Source organism: Bacillus sp. JFL15 (assembly GCF_001184225.1).
Classification (GTDB): domain Bacteria; phylum Bacillota; class Bacilli; order Bacillales; family Bacillaceae; genus Bacillus; species Bacillus siamensis.
The window spans coordinates 1,434,271-1,452,373 of record NZ_KQ236689.1 but is presented as its reverse complement, the minus strand read 5'-3'; the positions used below and the strand labels follow the sequence as shown (position 1 = coordinate 1,452,373).

The window sequence follows — 18,103 nt, the reverse complement described above, 5'->3', positions numbered from 1 at the left end:
TCCTCAGCTAAAACGCAGATGGGAGAGGCTGACATGAAACTTTGCTTTAATGAAGCGACAACGCTCGAGAATTCAAACCTGAAACAGGATTTAGAGCTGTGCGAAAAGCACGGCTATGATTATATTGAAATCCGCACAATGGATAAACTGCCGGAATACTTAAAAGACCATTCACTGGCCGATCTGGCGGAATATTTTCGAACCCATCACATTAAACCGCTTGCCCTGAACGCACTGGTTTTCTTCAACAACCGTGATGAGCAGGACTATAGGGAGATCATTTCGGAATTCAAAAGCATGATGGAAACGTGCGAAACGCTCGGCGTGAAATATGTGGTGGCCGTGCCGCTGGTGACAGATCGGAAAATCTTAAAAGAAGAAATCAAAAAGAGCAGTATAGAGGTTCTGACTGAGCTTTCGGATATTGCTGAGCCGTACGGCGTAAATATCGCCCTTGAATTTGTCGGCCACCCGCAATGCACGGTCAATACATTTGAACAGGCGTATGACATCGTGAACGCTGTCGGCCGCGATAATGTCGGGCTTGTGTTTGACAGCTTCCATTTCCACGCGATGGGCTCCAATATTGAAAGCCTGAGGCAGGCGGACGGAAAGAAAATTTTCATTTATCATATTGACGATACAGAAGATTTTCCGATCGGCTTTTTAACGGATGAAGACCGCGTCTGGCCGGGGAAGGGAGCGATTGACTTAGACGCCCACCTGTCAGCGTTAAAAGAAATCGGATTCAATGATGTTGTCTCCGTAGAACTGTTCAGGCCTGAATATTATAAGCTGACCGCGGAGGAAACGATCAAAACGGCAAAGGAAACAACGGAAGCCGTCGTATCAAAATACTTCATGAAGGAGGCGTGAACATGGCTTTTGTCACCATGAAACATCTTCTTGCAGAAGCGAAACGGGAGCAGTATGCAGTCGGCCAGTTTAATATAAACGGTCTGCAATGGACGAAGGCGATTCTGCAAGCGGCGCAAAAGGAGCAATCGCCGGTCATCGCCGCGGCTTCCGATCGTCTGGTCGATTATTTAGGCGGCTTTAAAACGATTGCCGCCATGGTCAGCGCGTTAATGGAGGAAATGGCGATTACCGTTCCCGTCGTGCTTCATCTTGATCACGGAAGCAGTGCGGAACGCTGCAGACAGGCCATTGACGCCGGATTCAGCTCAGTGATGATTGACGGCTCCCATCAGCCGATTGACGAGAACATCGCGATGACAAAAGAAGTCACCGATTATGCCGCAAAGCACGGCGTGTCAGTAGAAGCCGAAGTCGGCACGGTCGGCGGCATGGAAGACGGTCTGGTCGGCGGTGTCCGCTATGCCGATATCACGGAATGTGAGCGGATTGTCAAAGAAACCAGCATCGACGCGCTGGCCGCCGCGCTCGGCTCCGTACACGGCAAATATCAGGGTGAGCCGAATCTCGGATTTAAGGAGATGGAAGCGATCTCCCGCATGACTGATATTCCTCTCGTTCTTCACGGGGCATCCGGAATTCCGCAGGATCAGATCCAAAAAGCCATCACGCTCGGCCACGCGAAAATCAATATCAACACGGAATGTATGGTCGCCTGGACAGACGAAACACGCCGCATGTTTCAGAAAACCAGCGATCTGTATGAGCCGCGCGGCTACATGATACCCGGCATTGAAGCTGTAGAAGAGACGGTGCGAAGCAAAATGAGAGCGTTCGGATCAGCCGGAAAAGCCGCTAAACAGCAGGTCGGCTGAATGAAACCACCAACCGCCGGGATGGCGGTTTTTTTGTGCGGTGTTGCGTCCGTACGCCCGAAACGATTATGATGATGGCAACAGCGTAAAAACGGGAGTGGTTCAGTTTGAATAAAATCATGATAGTAGAAGACAGTGAAGACATTCGCGGACTATTGCGGAATTACCTTGAAAAATACGGCTATCAAACCGTAGCCGCTGATGATTTTACAGCTGTTCTTGATGTTTTTTTGCGGGAAAAGCCTGATGTGGTGCTGCTTGATATCAACCTGCCGTCCTATGACGGCTATTATTGGTGCCGGCAGATCCGCCAGCATTCCACAAGCCCGATCATTTTCATCTCAGCCAGAAGCGGGGAAATGGATCAGGTGATGGCGATTGAAAACGGCGGAGACGATTATATCGAAAAGCCGTTTTCCTACGATATTGTGCTCGCGAAAATCAAAAGCCAGATCCGCAGGGCATACGGAGAGTACGCCGCCAAGCAGGGAGAGAAAGTGGTTGAATATGCCGGTGTGCAGCTCTTTGTCGAACGGTTTGAACTGCGCTTTCAAGACGAAAAAAGCGAGCTTTCTAAAAAAGAAAGCAAGCTTTTGGAGGTGCTGCTGGAGCGGGGAGAAAAGGTGACGGGGAGAGACCGGCTCATGGAAAAAACGTGGGACACCGACATTTTCGTCGATGACAATACACTTAATGTGTATATCACGCGGCTCAGAAAAAAACTGCGGGAGCTGAATGCGCCTGTTTCCATTGAGTCGGTGCGGGGCGAAGGCTACCAGCTGAGGGCGCTGTCATGAAGCTGTTTCTCCGTTCCCATGCCGTGCTGATTCTGCTTTTTTTCCTTCAAGGGCTGTTTGTCTTCTTTTATTACTGGTTTGCGGGTCTTCATTCTTTTTCTCACCTGTTTTACATATTGGGCGTGCAGCTTCTTATTTTGGCGGGGTACCTGGCCTATCGCTGGTACAAAGACCGCGGCGTGTATCATTGGCTCAGCTCGGAGCAGGAAGGGACGGACATCCCGTATCTCGGGTCTTCAGTGTTTTGTTCAGAGCTGTACGAAAAGCAGATGGAGATGATCCGGCTGCAGCACCAGAAGCTCCATGAGACCGAAGCCAAGCTCGACGCGCGGGTGACGTATATGAATCAATGGGTGCACCAAGTAAAGACGCCGCTATCGGTCATTAATTTAATCATTCAGGAAGAGGATGAGCCCGTCTTTGAACAAATCAAAAAAGAGGTCCGGCAGATTGAATTCGGACTGGAGACGCTCCTTTATTCATCACGGCTCGACCTGTTTGAGCGGGATTTTAAAGTCGAAGCGGTTTCCTTATCAGAGCTTCTCCAATCGGTCATTCAAAGCTATAAACGTTTTTTTATTCAATACCGCGTCTATCCGAAAATAGACATTCGCGATGATCATCAGATTTACACCGATGCCAAATGGCTCAAATTTGCGATCGGCCAAGTGGTCACAAATGCGGTCAAGTATTCGGCAGGCAAGAGTGACAGACTGGAGCTGAATGTTTTTCGCGATGAAGACAGGACGGTGCTTGAAGTCAAAGATTACGGTGTCGGCATTCCCTCGCAGGATATCAAGCGGGTGTTTGACCCTTATTTCACCGGCGAAAACGGGCGGCGTTTCCAAGAGTCTACGGGAATCGGCCTCCATCTCGTCAAAGAAATTACGGGTAAGCTCAATCATACGGTCGACATCAGTTCGTCCCCCGGTGAGGGGACATCGGTTCGATTTTCATTTCTTACAAAAATGTAAGACTGCGTTAAGAAAACAACATAGCTCATTCTGTTTCCCCTTGATAACATGGATTCATGTCAAGGGGATTTTTTATGCTGAACGCCCCGGCACTACATGAAAGCAGCCCTGATCAACAAGAATAAAACCATAAGGAGGATTCTCATGGCGTATATGCTTGAAGTCAAACAGATAAATAAAACCTATAAAGGACAAGTATCCTATCAAGCCTTAAAACAAATTTCATTTTCAATAGAAGAAGGCGGGTTCACGGCGGTGATGGGACCGTCCGGCTCCGGAAAGACAACGCTTTTGAATATCATTTCAACGATTGACCGTCCGGATTCAGGCGATATCCTGATTCACGGAGAAAATCCGCACCGTCTGAAGCGGACAAAGCTCGCCCATTTCCGCCGCAAGCAGCTCGGATTTGTGTTCCAGGATTTCAACCTTCTGGACACGCTGACGATCGGTGAAAATATCATGCTGCCGTTAACGCTTGAAAAAGAAGCGCCGTCTGTCATGGAAGAAAAACTGCACGGCATCGCGAAAAAGCTCGGAATCGAAGACCTGCTCAACAAACGGACGTTTGAAGTATCCGGCGGACAGCGCCAGCGGGCCGCCATCGCAAGAGCGGTCATTCATAAGCCGTCACTCATTCTCGCTGATGAACCGACGGGAAACCTTGATTCCAAAGCGTCAAAAGACGTCATGGAAACGATGCAGAGCCTGAATCAGGATGATCATGTCACGGCTTTGATGGTGACCCATGATCCGGTTGCGGCAAGCTACTGCCGCCGCGTCATCTTTATAAAAGACGGCGAACTGTTTAATGAGATTTACCGCGGGGAAAACCGCCAAGTCTTTTATGAACAAATTCTTGATGTGCTGTCTATGCTGGGGGGAAACGCAAATGACCTTTCTTCAGTTCGCTTATAAAAACGTCACGAGAAACAAAAGGGCCTATCTTGCATTCTTCTTGAGCAGCGCCTTTTCCGTGTTGATTTTCTTTACCTTTGCGATGTTCCTGTTTCATCCGGCATTAAAGGAAGGCTACCTGAATAACATCGCCAGAAAAGGGTTAACCGCAGCGGAATGGATGATCTTTGTTTTTTCTTTCTTATTTGTACTGTATTCGGTTAATGCCTTTTTGAAATCGAGAAATAAAGAATTCGGTATTCTGCTGATGCAGGGTATTACGCCGGTGCAGCTGAGAAAGCTCATTACGGCGGAAAACATGATCATCGGCATCATGTCGATCGCAGCGGGGATTATCGGAGGCTTCATTTTTTCGAAAACGTTCTTTACGGTCGGCGCTTATATTTTAGAAATGGACGCGCTGCCTCTGTACATGCCTTGGAAAGCGCTCGGCATGACGGCCGGCGGATTTCTGCTCTTATTTTTCCTTTTATCGCAGTTCACGATCCTTTTTGTCAGATCAAATACGGTGATCAAATTAATAAAGGGCACTGACAAGATCAAGCCGGAGCCGAAGCCGTCCGTGCTTCTGTCCTTATTCGGCATCGCCTGCCTGTGCGGCGGGTACGGCATGGTCCTGAAAGGCAATGTCCACGGGACTGAACCGTTTATCATTTTACTGCTTACCGTCATCGGCACGTATTTCTTTTTCAGCCAAAGCAGCATCTGGATTCTGCGCGCGCTGAAGAAGTGGAAAACCTTTTATCTGCGCGGGAAAAATGTCATTTGGGTTTCTGATCTTGTCTATCGTTTAAAAGACAACGCCCGACTGTTCTTTATCGTCAGCATTATTTCCGCGGTAGCCTTTACGGCGACGGGCGTGCTCGCGATGTACAAAGCGACCGTCGGGGCGGAAGAGTCCGCTTATGAGATGGAGTATGTATCTTTCAGCAGCAATCCAAAAGAAAAGACTCATTTGAAAGATATTGACCATGAATTGAAAACACACGGCTTTACGTATAAGAAAGACAAAATAGATGTTTCCTATGTCCGCTATCAGGAAGGGGATACTGTTCCGCCTGTTTACATGATCAGCGAATCGGATGCGGCGAAGTACTTCCATGTCAAGCTGAACGGCCTGAAACATGGTGAGGCCGTCTATTTCCCGGGCACGTATGACCGCAATTTCAAAAACGAAGCGCCGGATCAGCTGAAGCTGCTGAACCAAAAAGGCAAGCCGTCCGGCCAAAAACTGTCGGTAAAAGAAGTCGAAAAGCCGCTGATTTCATTGAATGCCATCATCGCGGTGAACGATCAAACCTTTGATCAGCTGAAATCACTCGGTGATAAAGCGTCATTATACGGCTACAGCTACGATCATTGGAAAGACAGTCTTGGGATCAGCCAATCCTTGAAAAATGAGATTTACGGCAACTATATTGACGTGCATTCTGATTTTATGGCAAAAGCGGGCACCTACTATGATACGGTGCAGCTGCCGAGCTTGAGTTTATTCATCGGTCTGTTTATCGCGATCGTCTTCTTTGTCGCGGCAGCAAGTTTCTTATATTTCAGGCTGTTCACCGATTTAGATGACGACCGGGAGCGCTATCGTTCACTGGCCAAAATCGGCCTGAGTGAGCGTGAAATGTCACAAAGCGTGACGATACAATTGGCGATTCTCTTCTTCTTTCCATTTGTCATTGCCGTCATGCATACGCTGTTTGCCTTGAGAACATTGGCTGTGGAAGGTTATTCCGATGTAGCGGGGCCGCTCAGTCTGACCATCGGAGGATTTTTCATTTTTCAGCTTCTGTTCTTCCTCGCGGTGCGGTCAAGCTATTTGAAAAAACTGAACAAGTAAGGGGAGTGTAAAGATGAAAAAGGCATTGGCAATCCTGGCCGTCTTGGCGGCCGCTGCCGTCATATGCGGGCTTCTCTTTTTTCATAACGATGTTACAGACAGATTTAATCCGTTTATTCACCAGCAAGATGTTTATGTACAGATTGACCGAGATGGCAAACATCTTAGCCCGGGCGGTACTGAATATACATTAGACGGATACAACGCATCCGGAAAAAAAGAAGAAGTGACCTTTTTCGCCGGGAAAGACCTTCGGAAGAATGCCTATTTGAAGGTAAAGGCGAAAGGAAAGTATGTCGAGACTTGGGAAGAAGTCAGATTTGAAGATATGCCGGACTCCGTACAGTCGAAATTAAAGTAAATCATACAAAACGGCACAGCGTCAGACTGTGCCGTTTTCTTATTTTTTATTTTCTTCGGCCCGTTTGATCAGCATGTCGGTGATGATATCCATCTGTTTGCTGACGGCAATCGGGTCATACGGATAGAAGGTGTTGAAGTCGTTGATAAAGACACGATTGTTCTTTACGGCGTCGAGATTTTTCCAAACGGATGAATCTTTCAGACGCTCAAATGTTTTACTTTCTCCATTCGGATTGTAATCAGTGATGAACATATAATCAGCCGCATATTGAGGGATGACCTCTTGGGAAACCTGTTTCATGGCGCCCTTTTTCATGATGTCTTTTTCAATATTGGCCGGCGCTTTTAATCCGAGTGCGTTATAAACGGCTTGGCCGCCGCGGCCGGAATTGTCATTGAAAATCCAGATCTCGCCTTTATCCGTCGTTTCATAAAGGCCGACTGTCTCGTCTTTGCCGATCACACGTTTGAGTCGCTTTTGATCGGCTTCGGCTTTTTTGTTGAAGTCTGCCATAAAGCTTTTGGCTTTATCCTTCGCCCCGGCAATATCGCCGAACAGGCTGACCGTATCTTTCGTATTTTTTGCGGTGTTAAAAGGAATGACAATCGTCGGCGCGATTTTCGAAAGTTTTTCGTATTGATCATCCTTCATCAGCACGATTAAATCAGGCTTCAGCTGCATCACTTTCTCCACATTGACGGGGTTGCCGACGTCCTTGACGTTTTTCAGCTGTTTTTGGATAAATGGATTTTTGAAAGCCCATGAGCCCGCTCCGACGACATTTGCGTCAACGGACAGCAGCTCACCCGCATAAAAGTCAGTGACGATCCGCTTCGGATGTGCGGGTATGTCAATTTTTCCTTTTGTTGATTGATATGTACGCATGTCTGTTTTTCCTTTGCCTGATGCGGAGCCGCTGTTTTCCTTCGCGCCGCTGCAAGCGCTTAAGGCGAAAACAAGCAGAAGTGCCAGGCCGATCAGCCATGATCTTTTCTTCATCATGATCCCCCTATTTTAGTGATAATGATTATCATTATTAATATAGCAGGAAGACCTTATTCCGTCTATGTTTTTATAGAAATCCTTTCTTGATTATCCATGTTATAGTAGTAAAGGAGGAGGAATGAATGTTGATTACGAAGAGAGGAACTTGGTGGGAAGTGATGCACAGCTGGTGGCTGCTGCTGACTTTTGCGCCGTTTGCGCTCACCGCTTTCTTGGCCTTTTTCTATATCGGCTACCGGGCCAAGAACAAAAAATGGCTGAAATACGGACTTATCTATTTTATTATTTTAGCAATTGCTTTTGTGCTGCCGAGCACACTCGGTGTGTATATCGTGCTGCCTCTATGGGTCATCGCCATCATCCACGGGCTGAAGGTGCGGGCGGCTTATTTGATACAGCTTGATGTGTTTAAACAAAACGTCGAAGCGAGAGCGTATGAAGCGGTAAGGCATGAGGCGGAAGAAAAATTCGGCGGAAAACCCGCTCATCGCATTGACCTGACAAAACAGAGATAAAAACAAATGACAAAGCCGGTAACCTTGTGCTTTGTCATTTGCGTGATCGGGCTATTGCTGGTATGAATGCTGCTGGAACGGTGTGTGATGCTGGGTTTGCGGGAATGATGAAACGTTAGCGTTTGTCATCGGTGAAGTCATGTGTCCGCTTACTTCCTGCTGCAGCTGGTTGCACACATTCACGATTTGCTGACATTTTTGGATGGCCATTTCATGACCCTGAAGCGCTTGCTGAATGGTATGAACGGCATGCTGCTCATGGTTCAGTATCTGCTGAAGCATTTGAATGTTTTGCTGTTCTTGTTGGAGCATTTGCTTGTACTGCTGGCTGCTTTGCTGTGTCTGCTGAATAAGCTGCTGTGCGGTTTGGCGGCATTGCTGCAGCTGATTTCCGCTGTATTGGTTTTGGTACATCATGAAAACCTCCTGGAGTGATTGATTTTACATATTTATCATGTGAAAGAAAATGTGAGGCATTCATGCGAGAATGGCATTCAAATATTTACCTGTTATGTACAGAGCGGAATACAAGGCTCGGGAATGGCCTGTCGAGCTTTGTATTCCGGCCCTTTTTCTCAGAAGCCGCCTTCTGTAGCGTGAAAAGGGATATTGAGTCTGTTTTCGACTGCACGCAGGCGCTGATTCAAACGGTTTAAGCGGCGGGTATGGATTTCAATGGACTGGCTCAGCCGTCTGATCTGCTCATTCATCCGCGTGATTTCCCGGTTTTGGCGCTGGTCTTCTTGTGAGAGGCGGGTAAGCTCTCTCGTTTGCTCGGCATTTTGTCTTTCAAGCTGGGCGACTCTCCGTTCTAAAGCGGTCGGCTGCCGGTCTTCGGACTGGTAGGGCGTATAATAGCTTTCCTGCTGATACGGCTCATACTCAACGCGGTTCACTTCGTATTCCTGCTGCTGAGGGAAATAGGCAGGCGGGGTGTAGTACTGATATGGGTTCATTCATCATTCTCCTTATCTAGTGAAGTCTTTATACACTATGTAGTCAATCGCACAGTGCCACGGCATCCGCCTAACTTACAGGCGTAAAAAAAGCTGCAAAGGAAGGTGATCATGTTGCGGGACATACGGATTTTCATCATGATGGTTCTTGTTTTCGGATGCGTCATGATAACAGGCTGCTCGCAAAAGAAAGCGGACGAGACCCCTTTTTATTACGGGACATGGGATGCGGGGCTGAAGCCGGGCCCGATGGACGGAGTCAGATCTGAAACCGTCACGTTTACGAAAGACAGCGTGCTGACAAAGCAGGTCATTAAAGGCCGCGGCGAGGTTCCGATGCCCTCGGATGCTTACAAGGTGATCTCACAAAACACGGACGGAACGATCGAGATTGAATACCTCGGGCGTCCGCACCCCGTTAAAAGCACGTTGAAAAGAGGAAAAAACGATACGCTCATTTGGAAGATATACGGAGAAACAAAAACAATGACAAGAATAAAAACAGGCGGGGAGGATGCACATGAGAAATAAGGCTGCCGACAGACTCGTTTTGACGGGTGTCATCGTACATATCATTCAATGGTTTTCACTGGTATGGTTATTTTTTATGCTTTTAGATCAGTTCGGGCGTTTTACCATTTATAATCCCAATGTCGTCAACGGCAGCATGCAGTCTTTTTCATTCTTTGATATGATGCGCGCTCTTCTGTTTTCCGGCACGCTGCGGAATACACTCCTGCTGTTTCTGTTTGCGGGTTTGCTCATTTACCTATGGGTGAACGCCCTGTTTATTCTGCTAGAAATCGTTTCTTATATCATGATCAGGCGGAACAGCCGTTCATTATGGGCATACTTTCCCGCAGCGATGGGAATAAAGCTTGCCCTTCTGGACATAGCGGCCGTCCCTTTCTTTGCGGCGGGGCTGATTCTCTTAAAGCAGAAAACAGAAAACGGCGCAGAACAAACCGATAAGAGGACAAGACGGCCCCGTATCCGGAGACAGATCCGGTATAAGCAGAGAAGGCGGAGAAATCCGTCCGTTTAATTTTTCTTTGAAACAAAAAAACGATATGATGAAAGCATAAGACGAAAAGGATACAAAGGAGATGCAGGATGTACAAGTTAATCGCAATAGATATGGACGGTACACTATTAAACGATCATCATGAAGTGACGGCTGAAGTTCGCGGGGCGCTTGATGCCGCTAAAGCGGAAGGGGTCAATATCGTCCTGTGCACGGGCCGGCCGATCGGCGGCGTGCGGCGGTATTTGGAAGAGCTGAACTTACAGGAGGAAGGCGACTTTGTGATTGCTTATAACGGCGCCCTCGTCCAAAATACGTATACAAACGGTGTCGTGGCCGAGCAGTCATTAGGTTATGAGGATTTGAAGTCCCTTTACGAGCTGAGCTTACAGCTGGACACTCCGATGCATTACTTTGACACAGCTAATCTGTACACGCCGAACCGGGATATCAGTGAATACACGGTTTACGAATCATATATTACGAAAGTGCCGCTTCATTTCCGCACGATTGATGAGGTGCCGAAGGATATTCTGATTCCGAAAGTCATGTTCATCGACGATCCGGACAAGCTGGAGAAAACGATCGCTTCCATCCCGGAATCATTCACGGAAACATACACAATGGTCAAAAGCGCGCCGTTCTTTCATGAGATTCTTCATCCGAAAGTCAGTAAAGGAAACGCGGTCAAGCTGCTGGCTGAAAAACTCGGAATTGAACAAAAAGACGTCATGGCAATCGGCGATAACGGCAATGACATGTCTATGATTCAGTGGGCCGGCTGCGGTGTCGCAATGGCCAATGCCATCCCGGAAGTAAGGGAAATTGCAAATTTTGAAACAAAATCAAACAACGAACACGGCGTAGCGCATGCGATTCAGGAGCTTGTGCTGAAAAAATAGGCACCCCATCAGAGGGTGCTTTTTTACCGCGTGTTTTGGTGATATGATAAGCGGAGAGGGGAGGCGCGATATGGATCGTGAAAAACAGCAGCTCAGCATAGAAGCGGCAAAACTATATTATCAATCAGATTACAGCCAGCAGCAGATCGCCGAACGGCTTAATCTGTCACGCCCCACCGTTTCGAGGCTGCTTCAGTACGCAAAGGAAAAAGGATATGTCCAAATTCGCGTCATGGACCCGTTTGAGGATCTGGACGAGCTCGGCGCGAAGCTGGAAGAAAAATACGGGCTGCTTGAGGCGCACGTCGTCTTTTCTCCAAGTGACGATTACCAGGCCATTACACATTACTTAAGCCGTTATGGCGCAGACTATATGCATAAAACCGTAAAGGACGGCGATATACTCGGCGTAAGCTGGGGGACGACGATGTACCAGATCGCAAGCCGCATGGAGCCGAAGCAGGTAAAGAGCGTTGAAGTCGTACAGCTGAAAGGCGGCATCAGTCATTCCAATGTCAATACGTATTCGTCAGAAACGATTCAGCTGTTCGCCGAAGCATTTCAGACCATGCCGAGGTATTTGCCGCTGCCGGTTATATTTGACAGCGCCGATGTGAAACAGATGGTCGAGCGGGACAGACATATTAAGCGGATCATTGAAATGGGCAGACAAGCCAATATCGCGCTGTTTACGGTCGGAACCGTCCGGGATGAGGCGCTGCTTTTCAGACTCGGCTATTTCCGGGAAGAAGAGAAACAATTGCTGAAAGCACATGGGGTCGGCGATATTTGTTCGCGTTTTTTTGATGCGGAAGGCAGGATCTGCAGCAGCAGCATTAACGGCCGGACGATCGGAGTCGAGCTCAGCGACTTGAAAATGAAAGAACGTTCGATTCTGGTGGCGGGCGGCAGCAGAAAATGCAAGGCCATTCACGGGGCCCTGACAGGAAAATACGCTAACGTTTTGATTACCGATCAGCACACGGCCAAAAAACTCATTCAAGAATTGTGACAATTCTTGAACATAATTTCAATAACCAATTTACATATGTTCAAAATTCGGTTATTCTAAACCTATCCTAGGAAAAAGGAAGTGTATACAATGTCAATTGCAAGTCAAATAGACCATACTGCTTTGAAACCGCATACACAAAAAGCAGATATTTTACAACTGATAAAAGAAGCAAAAGAGTATAAATTCGCATCCGTTTGTGTGAACCCGACTTGGGTCAAACTCGCAGCGGAGGAGCTGAAGGGCACGGGAGTTGACGTTTGCACCGTTATCGGATTCCCTCTCGGCGCAACGACATCGGAAACAAAAGCATTTGAAACGAAGGATGCCATCTCAAAAGGAGCCACTGAGGTTGACATGGTCATCAATATCGGCGCATTAAAAGACGGTGATGATGAGGCTGTTGAGGCTGATATCCGCGCGGTAGTTGAAGCAGCTGATAAAAAAGCGCTCGTCAAAGTGATCATCGAAACATGTCTTTTGACAGATGAAGAAAAAGAGCGCGCGTGCCGCTTGGCGGTATCCGCAGGCGCCAATTTCGTCAAAACGTCTACCGGTTTTTCGACAGGCGGGGCAACGGCTGAAGACATCGCTCTCATGAGAAAAACAGTCGGACCGGACATCGGGGTCAAAGCATCAGGCGGCATCAGAACAAAAGCTGATGTTGACAGCATGATTGCAGCGGGCGCGAGCCGGATCGGCGCAAGTGCGGGCGTCTCTATCGTGAGCGGCGGAGACAGCGGCAGCAGCGACTATTAATCAGCAGTGCGGAAGCCGAAAGCTTCCGCCATCCTCTTTCTTTGTTGATGCATAAAAAATTGTAAGCGAATACAAATAAAAGGAGAACACATATGAAGTATCTCATCGGAATTATCGGTATCATTGTGTTTTTAGGTCTTGCCTGGCTCGCCAGCAATGGCAAAAAAAGAATCAGAATACGGCCGATCGCCGTCATGCTCGTACTGCAGCTGGTTCTCGGTTACATTCTCCTCAACACTGGTATCGGGAATTTTCTTGTCGGCGGTTTTGCAAAAGGATTTAACTATTTGCTGGAATATGCATCAGAAGGGATTAACTTTGTATTCGGCGGACTTGTGAATGCGAAACAGACGACGTTCTTCATGAGCGTGCTTCTGCCGATCGTCTTTATATCCGCTTTAATCGGAATTCTGCAGCATTGGAAGGTCCTCCCCATCATCACGAAGTATATCGGTCTTGCGTTAAGCAAGGTGAACGGAATGGGGAAAATCGAATCTTACAACGCTGTCGCCTCCGCAATTTTAGGGCAATCAGAAGTGTTTATCAGCTTGAAAAAACAGCTCGGCTATCTTACTGAACAGCGCTTATACACGCTTTGCGCATCTGCTATGTCGACGGTCTCAATGTCGATCGTCGGTTCTTACATGATGATGCTGAAGCCGGAATACGTCGTGACTGCGCTTGTGCTGAACTTATTCGGCGGATTTATCATCGCTTCTATCATCAACCCGTACACCGTCAGCAAAGAAGAGGATTTGATCGTCGTTCCTGAAGAAGAAAAGCAATCCTTTTTTGAAGTGCTCGGTGAGTATATAATGGATGGATTCAGAGTCGCCGTTGTCGTAGCGGCGATGCTGATCGGATTTGTCGCACTCATTGCCCTGGTCAACGGCGTTTTTAACGCAGTCTTCGGCATTACATTCCAGGCGCTGCTCGGCTATGTCTTCGCGCCGTTTGCGTTTTTAACCGGTATTCCGTGGAATGAAGCGGTGAGCGCTGGAAGCATTATGGCGACGAAAATGGTATCGAATGAATTTGTGGCGATGCAGACGCTCTCATCCGGCGATTTCCATTTCAGCGCGCATACTCAGGCAGTGGTATCGGTATTCCTTGTCTCATTTGCGAATTTCTCCTCTATCGGTATCATTACGGGTGCGGTGAAAGGACTGCATGAAAAGCAAGGAAACGTCGTCGCGCGGTTCGGGCTGAAGCTGCTGTACGGCGCAACGCTCGTCAGCTTCCTGACAGCGGCGATCGTGGGATTGATTCACTGAACATAATTGAAGGACAGGTGATAGATCATGAGAATGGTAGATCTTATTGTAAAAAAACAAAACGGAAAAGAACTGACAACAGAAGAAATTCAATTTTTCGTAAAAGGATATACGGACGGAAGCATCCCTGATTACCAGGCAAGCGCCCTTGCCATGGCGATTTACTTTCAGGATATGACAGATCGGGAGCGCGCCGATCTGACAATGGCGATGGTCAATTCAGGGGAAACGATTGATCTCTCCGCCATCGAAGGCATCAAGGTCGACAAGCACTCTACGGGCGGGGTCGGCGACACGACGACCCTCGTACTCGCACCGCTCGTCGCGGCGCTCGGCGTTCCCGTTGCTAAAATGTCCGGACGCGGCCTCGGCCATACGGGGGGAACCATTGATAAACTGGAAGCGATCGAAGGCTTCCACGTGGAATTGTCAAAAGATGAATTCATCAAGCTTGTGAATCGCGACAAAGTAGCCGTCATCGGACAAAGCGGCAACTTGACGCCTGCCGATAAAAAGCTGTATGCGCTGCGTGATGTAACGGGTACGGTGAACTCCATCCCGCTGATCGCAAGCTCAATTATGAGCAAAAAAATCGCCGCCGGAGCAGATGCGATCGTGCTTGACGTCAAAACGGGGGCCGGCGCGTTTATGAAAACGGATGAAGACGCCGTGAACCTCGCCAAAGCAATGGTCCGCATTGGAAACAACGTCGGCCGCCAGACGATGGCCGTGATTTCTGACATGTCGCAGCCGCTCGGTTTTGCGATCGGGAATGCCCTGGAGGTTCAAGAAGCCATTGATACGTTAAGAGGGGAAGGCCCTGAAGACTTAAACGAACTCGTCCTCACGCTCGGAAGCCAAATGGTCGTATTGGCGAAAAAAGCCGAGACATTGGAAGAAGCGAGAACGAAGCTGCAGGAAGTCATGAAAAACGGCAAAGCGCTTGAAAAGTTCAAAGAGTTCCTGAGCAATCAGGGAGGAGACGCTTCCGTCGTTGACGAACCGTCCAAACTTCCGCAGGCGGCGTACAAAATTGACGTCCCGGCAAAAGAAGCGGGTGTCGTTTCAGAAATCATCGCTGACGAAATCGGTGTCGCAGCGATGCTGTTAGGCGCGGGACGTGCGACAAAAGAGGACGAAATCGACCTTGCCGTCGGCATCATGCTCCGTAAAAAAGTCGGTGACAAAGTCGAAAAAGGAGAGCCGCTCGTCACCCTTTACGCCAACCGCGAAAACGTTGACGACGTGACCGCCAAAGTCTATGACAACATCCGCATCTCAGAAAAAGCGGAAGCACCGAAGCTGATTCATACGCTGATTACGGAATAAGAACAGAAAGGCACATACCCATCAGTATGTGCCTTTTTTTATGGCATAGTTTTATCCAAATGAATGTCACGAAAGCGATCGGAACGAGAGGATATAACGGCGTACGGAACGTCAGATCTGTGAGGCGTCCGCCGTTTTTTACATCATGCTTTCGAAATAAAAGCTGAGACAGGGCGATGCTCATCCACACCACGACGCCGGCAAATCCGGCTGCAACGCCGTACCGCTGCGCAGGAGAACCGGATACATATATCGGCAGCCGCCGCGGCCGGAGCCTACAAACTCATTCAGCACGGAAAAGACATCACAGCCACAATCAAAACCCCAAAAGCCATCCAGCTTAACACCAACGGCACCATTTCCGGGGAAATGAACGGAACCTGGACAATAACCGGCAGCAGCAAAGCCCGAATCAACCTGAACGGCACAAATTATGACGCGCCTTCCTGAAAGAGTGGGATTCAGCGAGGGAGAAGGAAGTTGTGACGTTTAGTGTACTGAGCGGTGATGGGGAGGGGAGGCTGATTGGGAGTGGAGTGAACCAATTAAAGTTTAATATATGATATAAATCTCTAAGGAACGAATCTCTTCTTTATTATTATCTGAAGAAGAGATTTGTTTTTTATATAGTTAAACCTTTACAGATACGTAATATTCAACTAAATAAAAAAGAAAGTTAGCCGATAAGTTTATTAGACTACAACATAAAATAAATGACACGTTAAAAAATAGGAGGAAATTTATATTGTTAGATGAACCTATTGAGAGGCTAAGTCAATTTACTGAATTTGTAGAAGCGCTACCTAAAGAGTTTATTTTATCAAGAGGGCAGGAAAAAGAATACGAATTGTTACCTGGTGCCCTAAGGTTGGATAATAACAAAAAGAGGAAATATTCGAGAGGATCAATTCAATATTTTTTAAATGAGTTTAAAGTGAATTGTCACAATTATGTGAAGCAACCTATAGATATCAGAGATGACTATGAGTGGATGGTTTATGCACAACATTACGGTATCCCAACTAAATTGTTAGATTTTACTCATTCGCATGTAGTTTCTTTAATGTTTGCTGTTGAAAACTCCTTTCATGAAAATGAAGAATGTGATGCAGAAGTATGGTTTCTAAATCCTTTAGAATTGAATTATAAGTTTGCATCACGTTCAGATATAATTAATATTTCTAATGGTGAAAGAATAAATTTAGATAATTTTGATGGGCCGATAGCATTCAAAGCTAGAAAGTTAAATGAAAGAATTAACGCACAAAATGGGCTTTTTGTATATTTTCAAGATAACTGCCAACCTTTATCAGATTTGAAAGATGAAAATATAATTAGAAGATTGGTGATCAAAGGAGAGTGCAAAAAAGATATACTGTCCTCTCTTTATTCTATGGGAATAGGTTATACAACACTTTATCCAGAATTGGAATCTGTTACAAAAGATATAATAATGAAAAAGAGTATTTTAGAATATGTAAGGGATGGTGAGTAACTTGCTAGCTAAAATAAATTATAAACCTCAGGATATCGCTATAAAAGATATAATATCTATGATTACAAATGGATATAAACTTCAAAAGCTAGATAAAGAGGAAGAGCTAGATGATGAACTCAAACTTGATTATACTGATTCAATTATAATTGCCCCTGACTATCAGAGAGATTACAGAGCATCAGTTGCTGACGAAAGTTCTTTAATTGAGTCAATTCTTCTTGGTATACCAATACCACCTGTTTTTTTAGCTAATGATCGTTATGAGGGAGTTAAAGTTTTAAACGTAGTAGATGGGCAACATCGACTGAGAGCATTTCATAGGTTTAAAGAAAATCAATTTAAACTTTCAGGACTGAATATAATGGTAGAGTTAAATGGAAAAAAATTCAGTGATTGCGAATTTGAAATTAAAGAGAAAATTTTATCGCACAAACTTGCCTCTATCGTTTTTACTGATTTCCCTGGTCTTGAATTAGAATTGGAGATTTTTAGTAGATATAATAAAGGTACTAAGCCATTAACACCACAGGATATACGGCATGCTGTTTATAATTCTAAATTGAATAGTTTTGTAAATAAATTTGCTCAAAAAATGAATGATAAAAAGATATCCAGTAAGATTCAGAGGGCCTACAATGCAACAACAGATAGGGTGAAAAAGAAGAAAATACAAGAAAATATTTTTGTGATAATGAGTATACTTGAAAATGGACTCAATACAGGATACGCAAAATCATCAGTTTATGCTGAAGAGTATATGAAACATAAATCTAAACTAGAAGTATGTAATCCACAACAATCACAAAAGGAATATGATGAGATCATAAATAGATTTAATACATTTAATGAAATAATTGAAATAATTGGAGAAAGGATTGAGCACCCCTTTTCTAAAGAAATTTATGGTGTCTCAAGCAAAGGGTATAGGTTTCAGATAACTATAGCAATGATACTTTCTGGTGTTATTCACAAAATGATTAAAGAAGGTATCTCACTATCTAGATTAAAACAAAAAGCTGGAATAGATAACTTTCTAACTTATATATCTGATACTTTAAAAAATTCGTATTTAGAAGATCCTAAGTTTAACGCTTCTTCTACAAATGCTCGAGCTATGAACGAATTGATTAACGAAATGAACTTTGAATTCTTACAAGTTGTTGAAGACTAAAAGTTTAAATT

Annotated in this window: 20 protein-coding genes and 2 pseudogenes; 18 read left to right on the top strand and 4 right to left on the bottom strand. The window is 46.1% G+C overall.

Annotated elements, in window-relative coordinates:
• Positions 1-33 precede the first annotated feature (33 nt).
• The 7 genes from iolI (at position 34) to AD710_RS07260 (ending at position 6,644) form a co-directional block, all read left to right on the top strand.
• Positions 34-876 (top strand): 2-keto-myo-inositol isomerase, encoded by an 843-nt coding sequence (gene iolI / locus AD710_RS07290; protein ID WP_049627679.1) that lies wholly within the window; start codon positions 34-36, stop codon positions 874-876.
• A 2-nt stretch (positions 877-878) separates the two neighbouring features.
• Positions 879-1,751, top strand: coding sequence for a 6-phospho-5-dehydro-2-deoxy-D-gluconate aldolase (gene iolJ / locus AD710_RS07285; protein WP_049627678.1), 873 nt, complete (start codon positions 879-881; stop codon positions 1,749-1,751).
• Between the two features lie 107 nt (positions 1,752-1,858).
• Positions 1,859-2,548, top strand: a complete 690-nt coding sequence (gene yxdJ, locus AD710_RS07280) for a two-component system response regulator YxdJ (protein ID WP_047477471.1) — start codon at positions 1,859-1,861, stop codon at positions 2,546-2,548.
• On the top strand, positions 2,545-3,522 hold the full coding sequence (yxdK, locus tag AD710_RS07275; protein ID WP_049627677.1) for a two-component system sensor histidine kinase YxdK: 978 nt from the start codon (positions 2,545-2,547) through the stop codon (positions 3,520-3,522). Before yxdJ ends, yxdK begins: the two co-directional genes overlap by 4 nt.
• Positions 3,523-3,666: 144 nt before the next feature.
• Positions 3,667-4,440, top strand: coding sequence for an ABC transporter ATP-binding protein YxdL (gene yxdL, locus AD710_RS07270; protein ID WP_049627676.1), 774 nt, complete (start codon positions 3,667-3,669; stop codon positions 4,438-4,440).
• Positions 4,415-6,283, top strand: a complete 1,869-nt coding sequence (gene yxdM / locus AD710_RS07265) for an ABC transporter permease YxdM (protein WP_049627675.1) — start codon at positions 4,415-4,417, stop codon at positions 6,281-6,283. The genes yxdL and yxdM overlap by 26 nt, the downstream gene beginning before the upstream one ends.
• 13 nt (positions 6,284-6,296) lie before the next feature.
• On the top strand, positions 6,297-6,644 hold the full coding sequence (locus AD710_RS07260; protein ID WP_049627674.1) for a YxeA family protein: 348 nt from the start codon (positions 6,297-6,299) through the stop codon (positions 6,642-6,644).
• Positions 6,645-6,683: 39 nt separating this feature from the next.
• Here the strand turns inward: AD710_RS07260 and AD710_RS07255 are convergent, their stop codons facing one another.
• The gene (locus AD710_RS07255) at positions 6,684-7,646 is read right to left on the bottom strand and encodes an iron-hydroxamate ABC transporter substrate-binding protein (RefSeq protein WP_049627673.1); all 963 of its coding nucleotides are present in this window, start codon (positions 7,644-7,646) and stop codon (positions 6,684-6,686) included.
• A 128-nt stretch (positions 7,647-7,774) separates the two neighbouring features.
• Here AD710_RS07255 and AD710_RS07250 point away from each other — a divergent pair, with 128 nt between their 5' ends.
• The gene (locus AD710_RS07250) at positions 7,775-8,167 is read left to right on the top strand and encodes a hypothetical protein (protein WP_049627672.1); all 393 of its coding nucleotides are present in this window, start codon (positions 7,775-7,777) and stop codon (positions 8,165-8,167) included.
• A 51-nt stretch (positions 8,168-8,218) separates the two neighbouring features.
• On the opposite strand, the gene AD710_RS07245 is transcribed toward AD710_RS07250, so the two are convergent.
• The gene (locus AD710_RS07245; RefSeq protein ID WP_049627671.1) at positions 8,219-8,581 is read right to left on the bottom strand and encodes a hypothetical protein; all 363 of its coding nucleotides are present in this window, start codon (positions 8,579-8,581) and stop codon (positions 8,219-8,221) included.
• Positions 8,582-8,742: 161 nt separating this feature from the next.
• Positions 8,743-9,123 (bottom strand): hypothetical protein, encoded by a 381-nt coding sequence (locus AD710_RS07240; protein ID WP_049627670.1) that lies wholly within the window; start codon positions 9,121-9,123, stop codon positions 8,743-8,745.
• Between the two features lie 111 nt (positions 9,124-9,234).
• On the opposite strand from AD710_RS07240, the gene AD710_RS07235 reads away from it, so the two are divergent.
• The 7 genes from AD710_RS07235 to AD710_RS07205 all read left to right on the top strand — a co-directional run bounded on the left by AD710_RS07235 (position 9,235) and on the right by AD710_RS07205 (position 15,423).
• Positions 9,235-9,654, top strand: coding sequence for a lipocalin family protein (locus AD710_RS07235; protein ID WP_045925567.1), 420 nt, complete (start codon positions 9,235-9,237; stop codon positions 9,652-9,654).
• Positions 9,644-10,168, top strand: coding sequence for a hypothetical protein (locus tag AD710_RS07230; protein WP_049627669.1), 525 nt, complete (start codon positions 9,644-9,646; stop codon positions 10,166-10,168). The genes AD710_RS07235 and AD710_RS07230 overlap by 11 nt, the downstream gene beginning before the upstream one ends.
• A gap of 68 nt (positions 10,169-10,236) precedes the next feature.
• Positions 10,237-11,049: a sugar-phosphatase gene (yidA, locus tag AD710_RS07225; protein ID WP_016937439.1), complete on the top strand. Its 813-nt coding sequence runs from the start codon at positions 10,237-10,239 to the stop codon at positions 11,047-11,049.
• A gap of 70 nt (positions 11,050-11,119) precedes the next feature.
• A complete protein-coding gene (locus tag AD710_RS07220; RefSeq protein WP_049627668.1) occupies positions 11,120-12,061 on the top strand; it encodes a DNA-binding transcriptional repressor DeoR in 942 nt (313 codons plus the stop codon).
• A gap of 90 nt (positions 12,062-12,151) precedes the next feature.
• A complete protein-coding gene (gene deoC / locus AD710_RS07215; RefSeq protein WP_016937441.1) occupies positions 12,152-12,820 on the top strand; it encodes a deoxyribose-phosphate aldolase in 669 nt (222 codons plus the stop codon).
• A gap of 92 nt (positions 12,821-12,912) precedes the next feature.
• Entirely contained in the window at positions 12,913-14,094 is a 1,182-nt protein-coding gene (locus AD710_RS07210; protein WP_047477493.1) for a NupC/NupG family nucleoside CNT transporter, read from the top strand.
• A gap of 27 nt (positions 14,095-14,121) precedes the next feature.
• Positions 14,122-15,423 (top strand): pyrimidine-nucleoside phosphorylase, encoded by a 1,302-nt coding sequence (locus AD710_RS07205; protein WP_016937442.1) that lies wholly within the window; start codon positions 14,122-14,124, stop codon positions 15,421-15,423.
• Between the two features lie 73 nt (positions 15,424-15,496).
• On the opposite strand, the pseudogene AD710_RS19525 reads toward AD710_RS07205, so the two are convergent.
• Positions 15,497-15,634 (bottom strand): annotated as a pseudogene (locus tag AD710_RS19525) (hypothetical protein); the annotation flags it as partial.
• Here AD710_RS19525 and AD710_RS19030 point away from each other — a divergent pair.
• The 3 genes and pseudogenes from AD710_RS19030 to AD710_RS07190 form a co-directional block, all read left to right on the top strand.
• Positions 15,630-15,986: pseudogene (locus tag AD710_RS19030) on the top strand (lipocalin-like domain-containing protein); the annotation flags it as partial. The pseudogenes AD710_RS19525 and AD710_RS19030 overlap by 5 nt on opposite strands.
• A 182-nt stretch (positions 15,987-16,168) precedes the next feature.
• Entirely contained in the window at positions 16,169-16,918 is a 750-nt protein-coding gene (locus AD710_RS07195) for an FRG domain-containing protein (protein ID WP_015418548.1), read from the top strand.
• Position 16,919: 1 nt separating this feature from the next.
• A complete protein-coding gene (locus AD710_RS07190) occupies positions 16,920-18,092 on the top strand; it encodes a DUF262 domain-containing protein (protein WP_049627666.1) in 1,173 nt (390 codons plus the stop codon).
• The last annotated feature ends 11 nt before the right edge of the window (positions 18,093-18,103 follow it).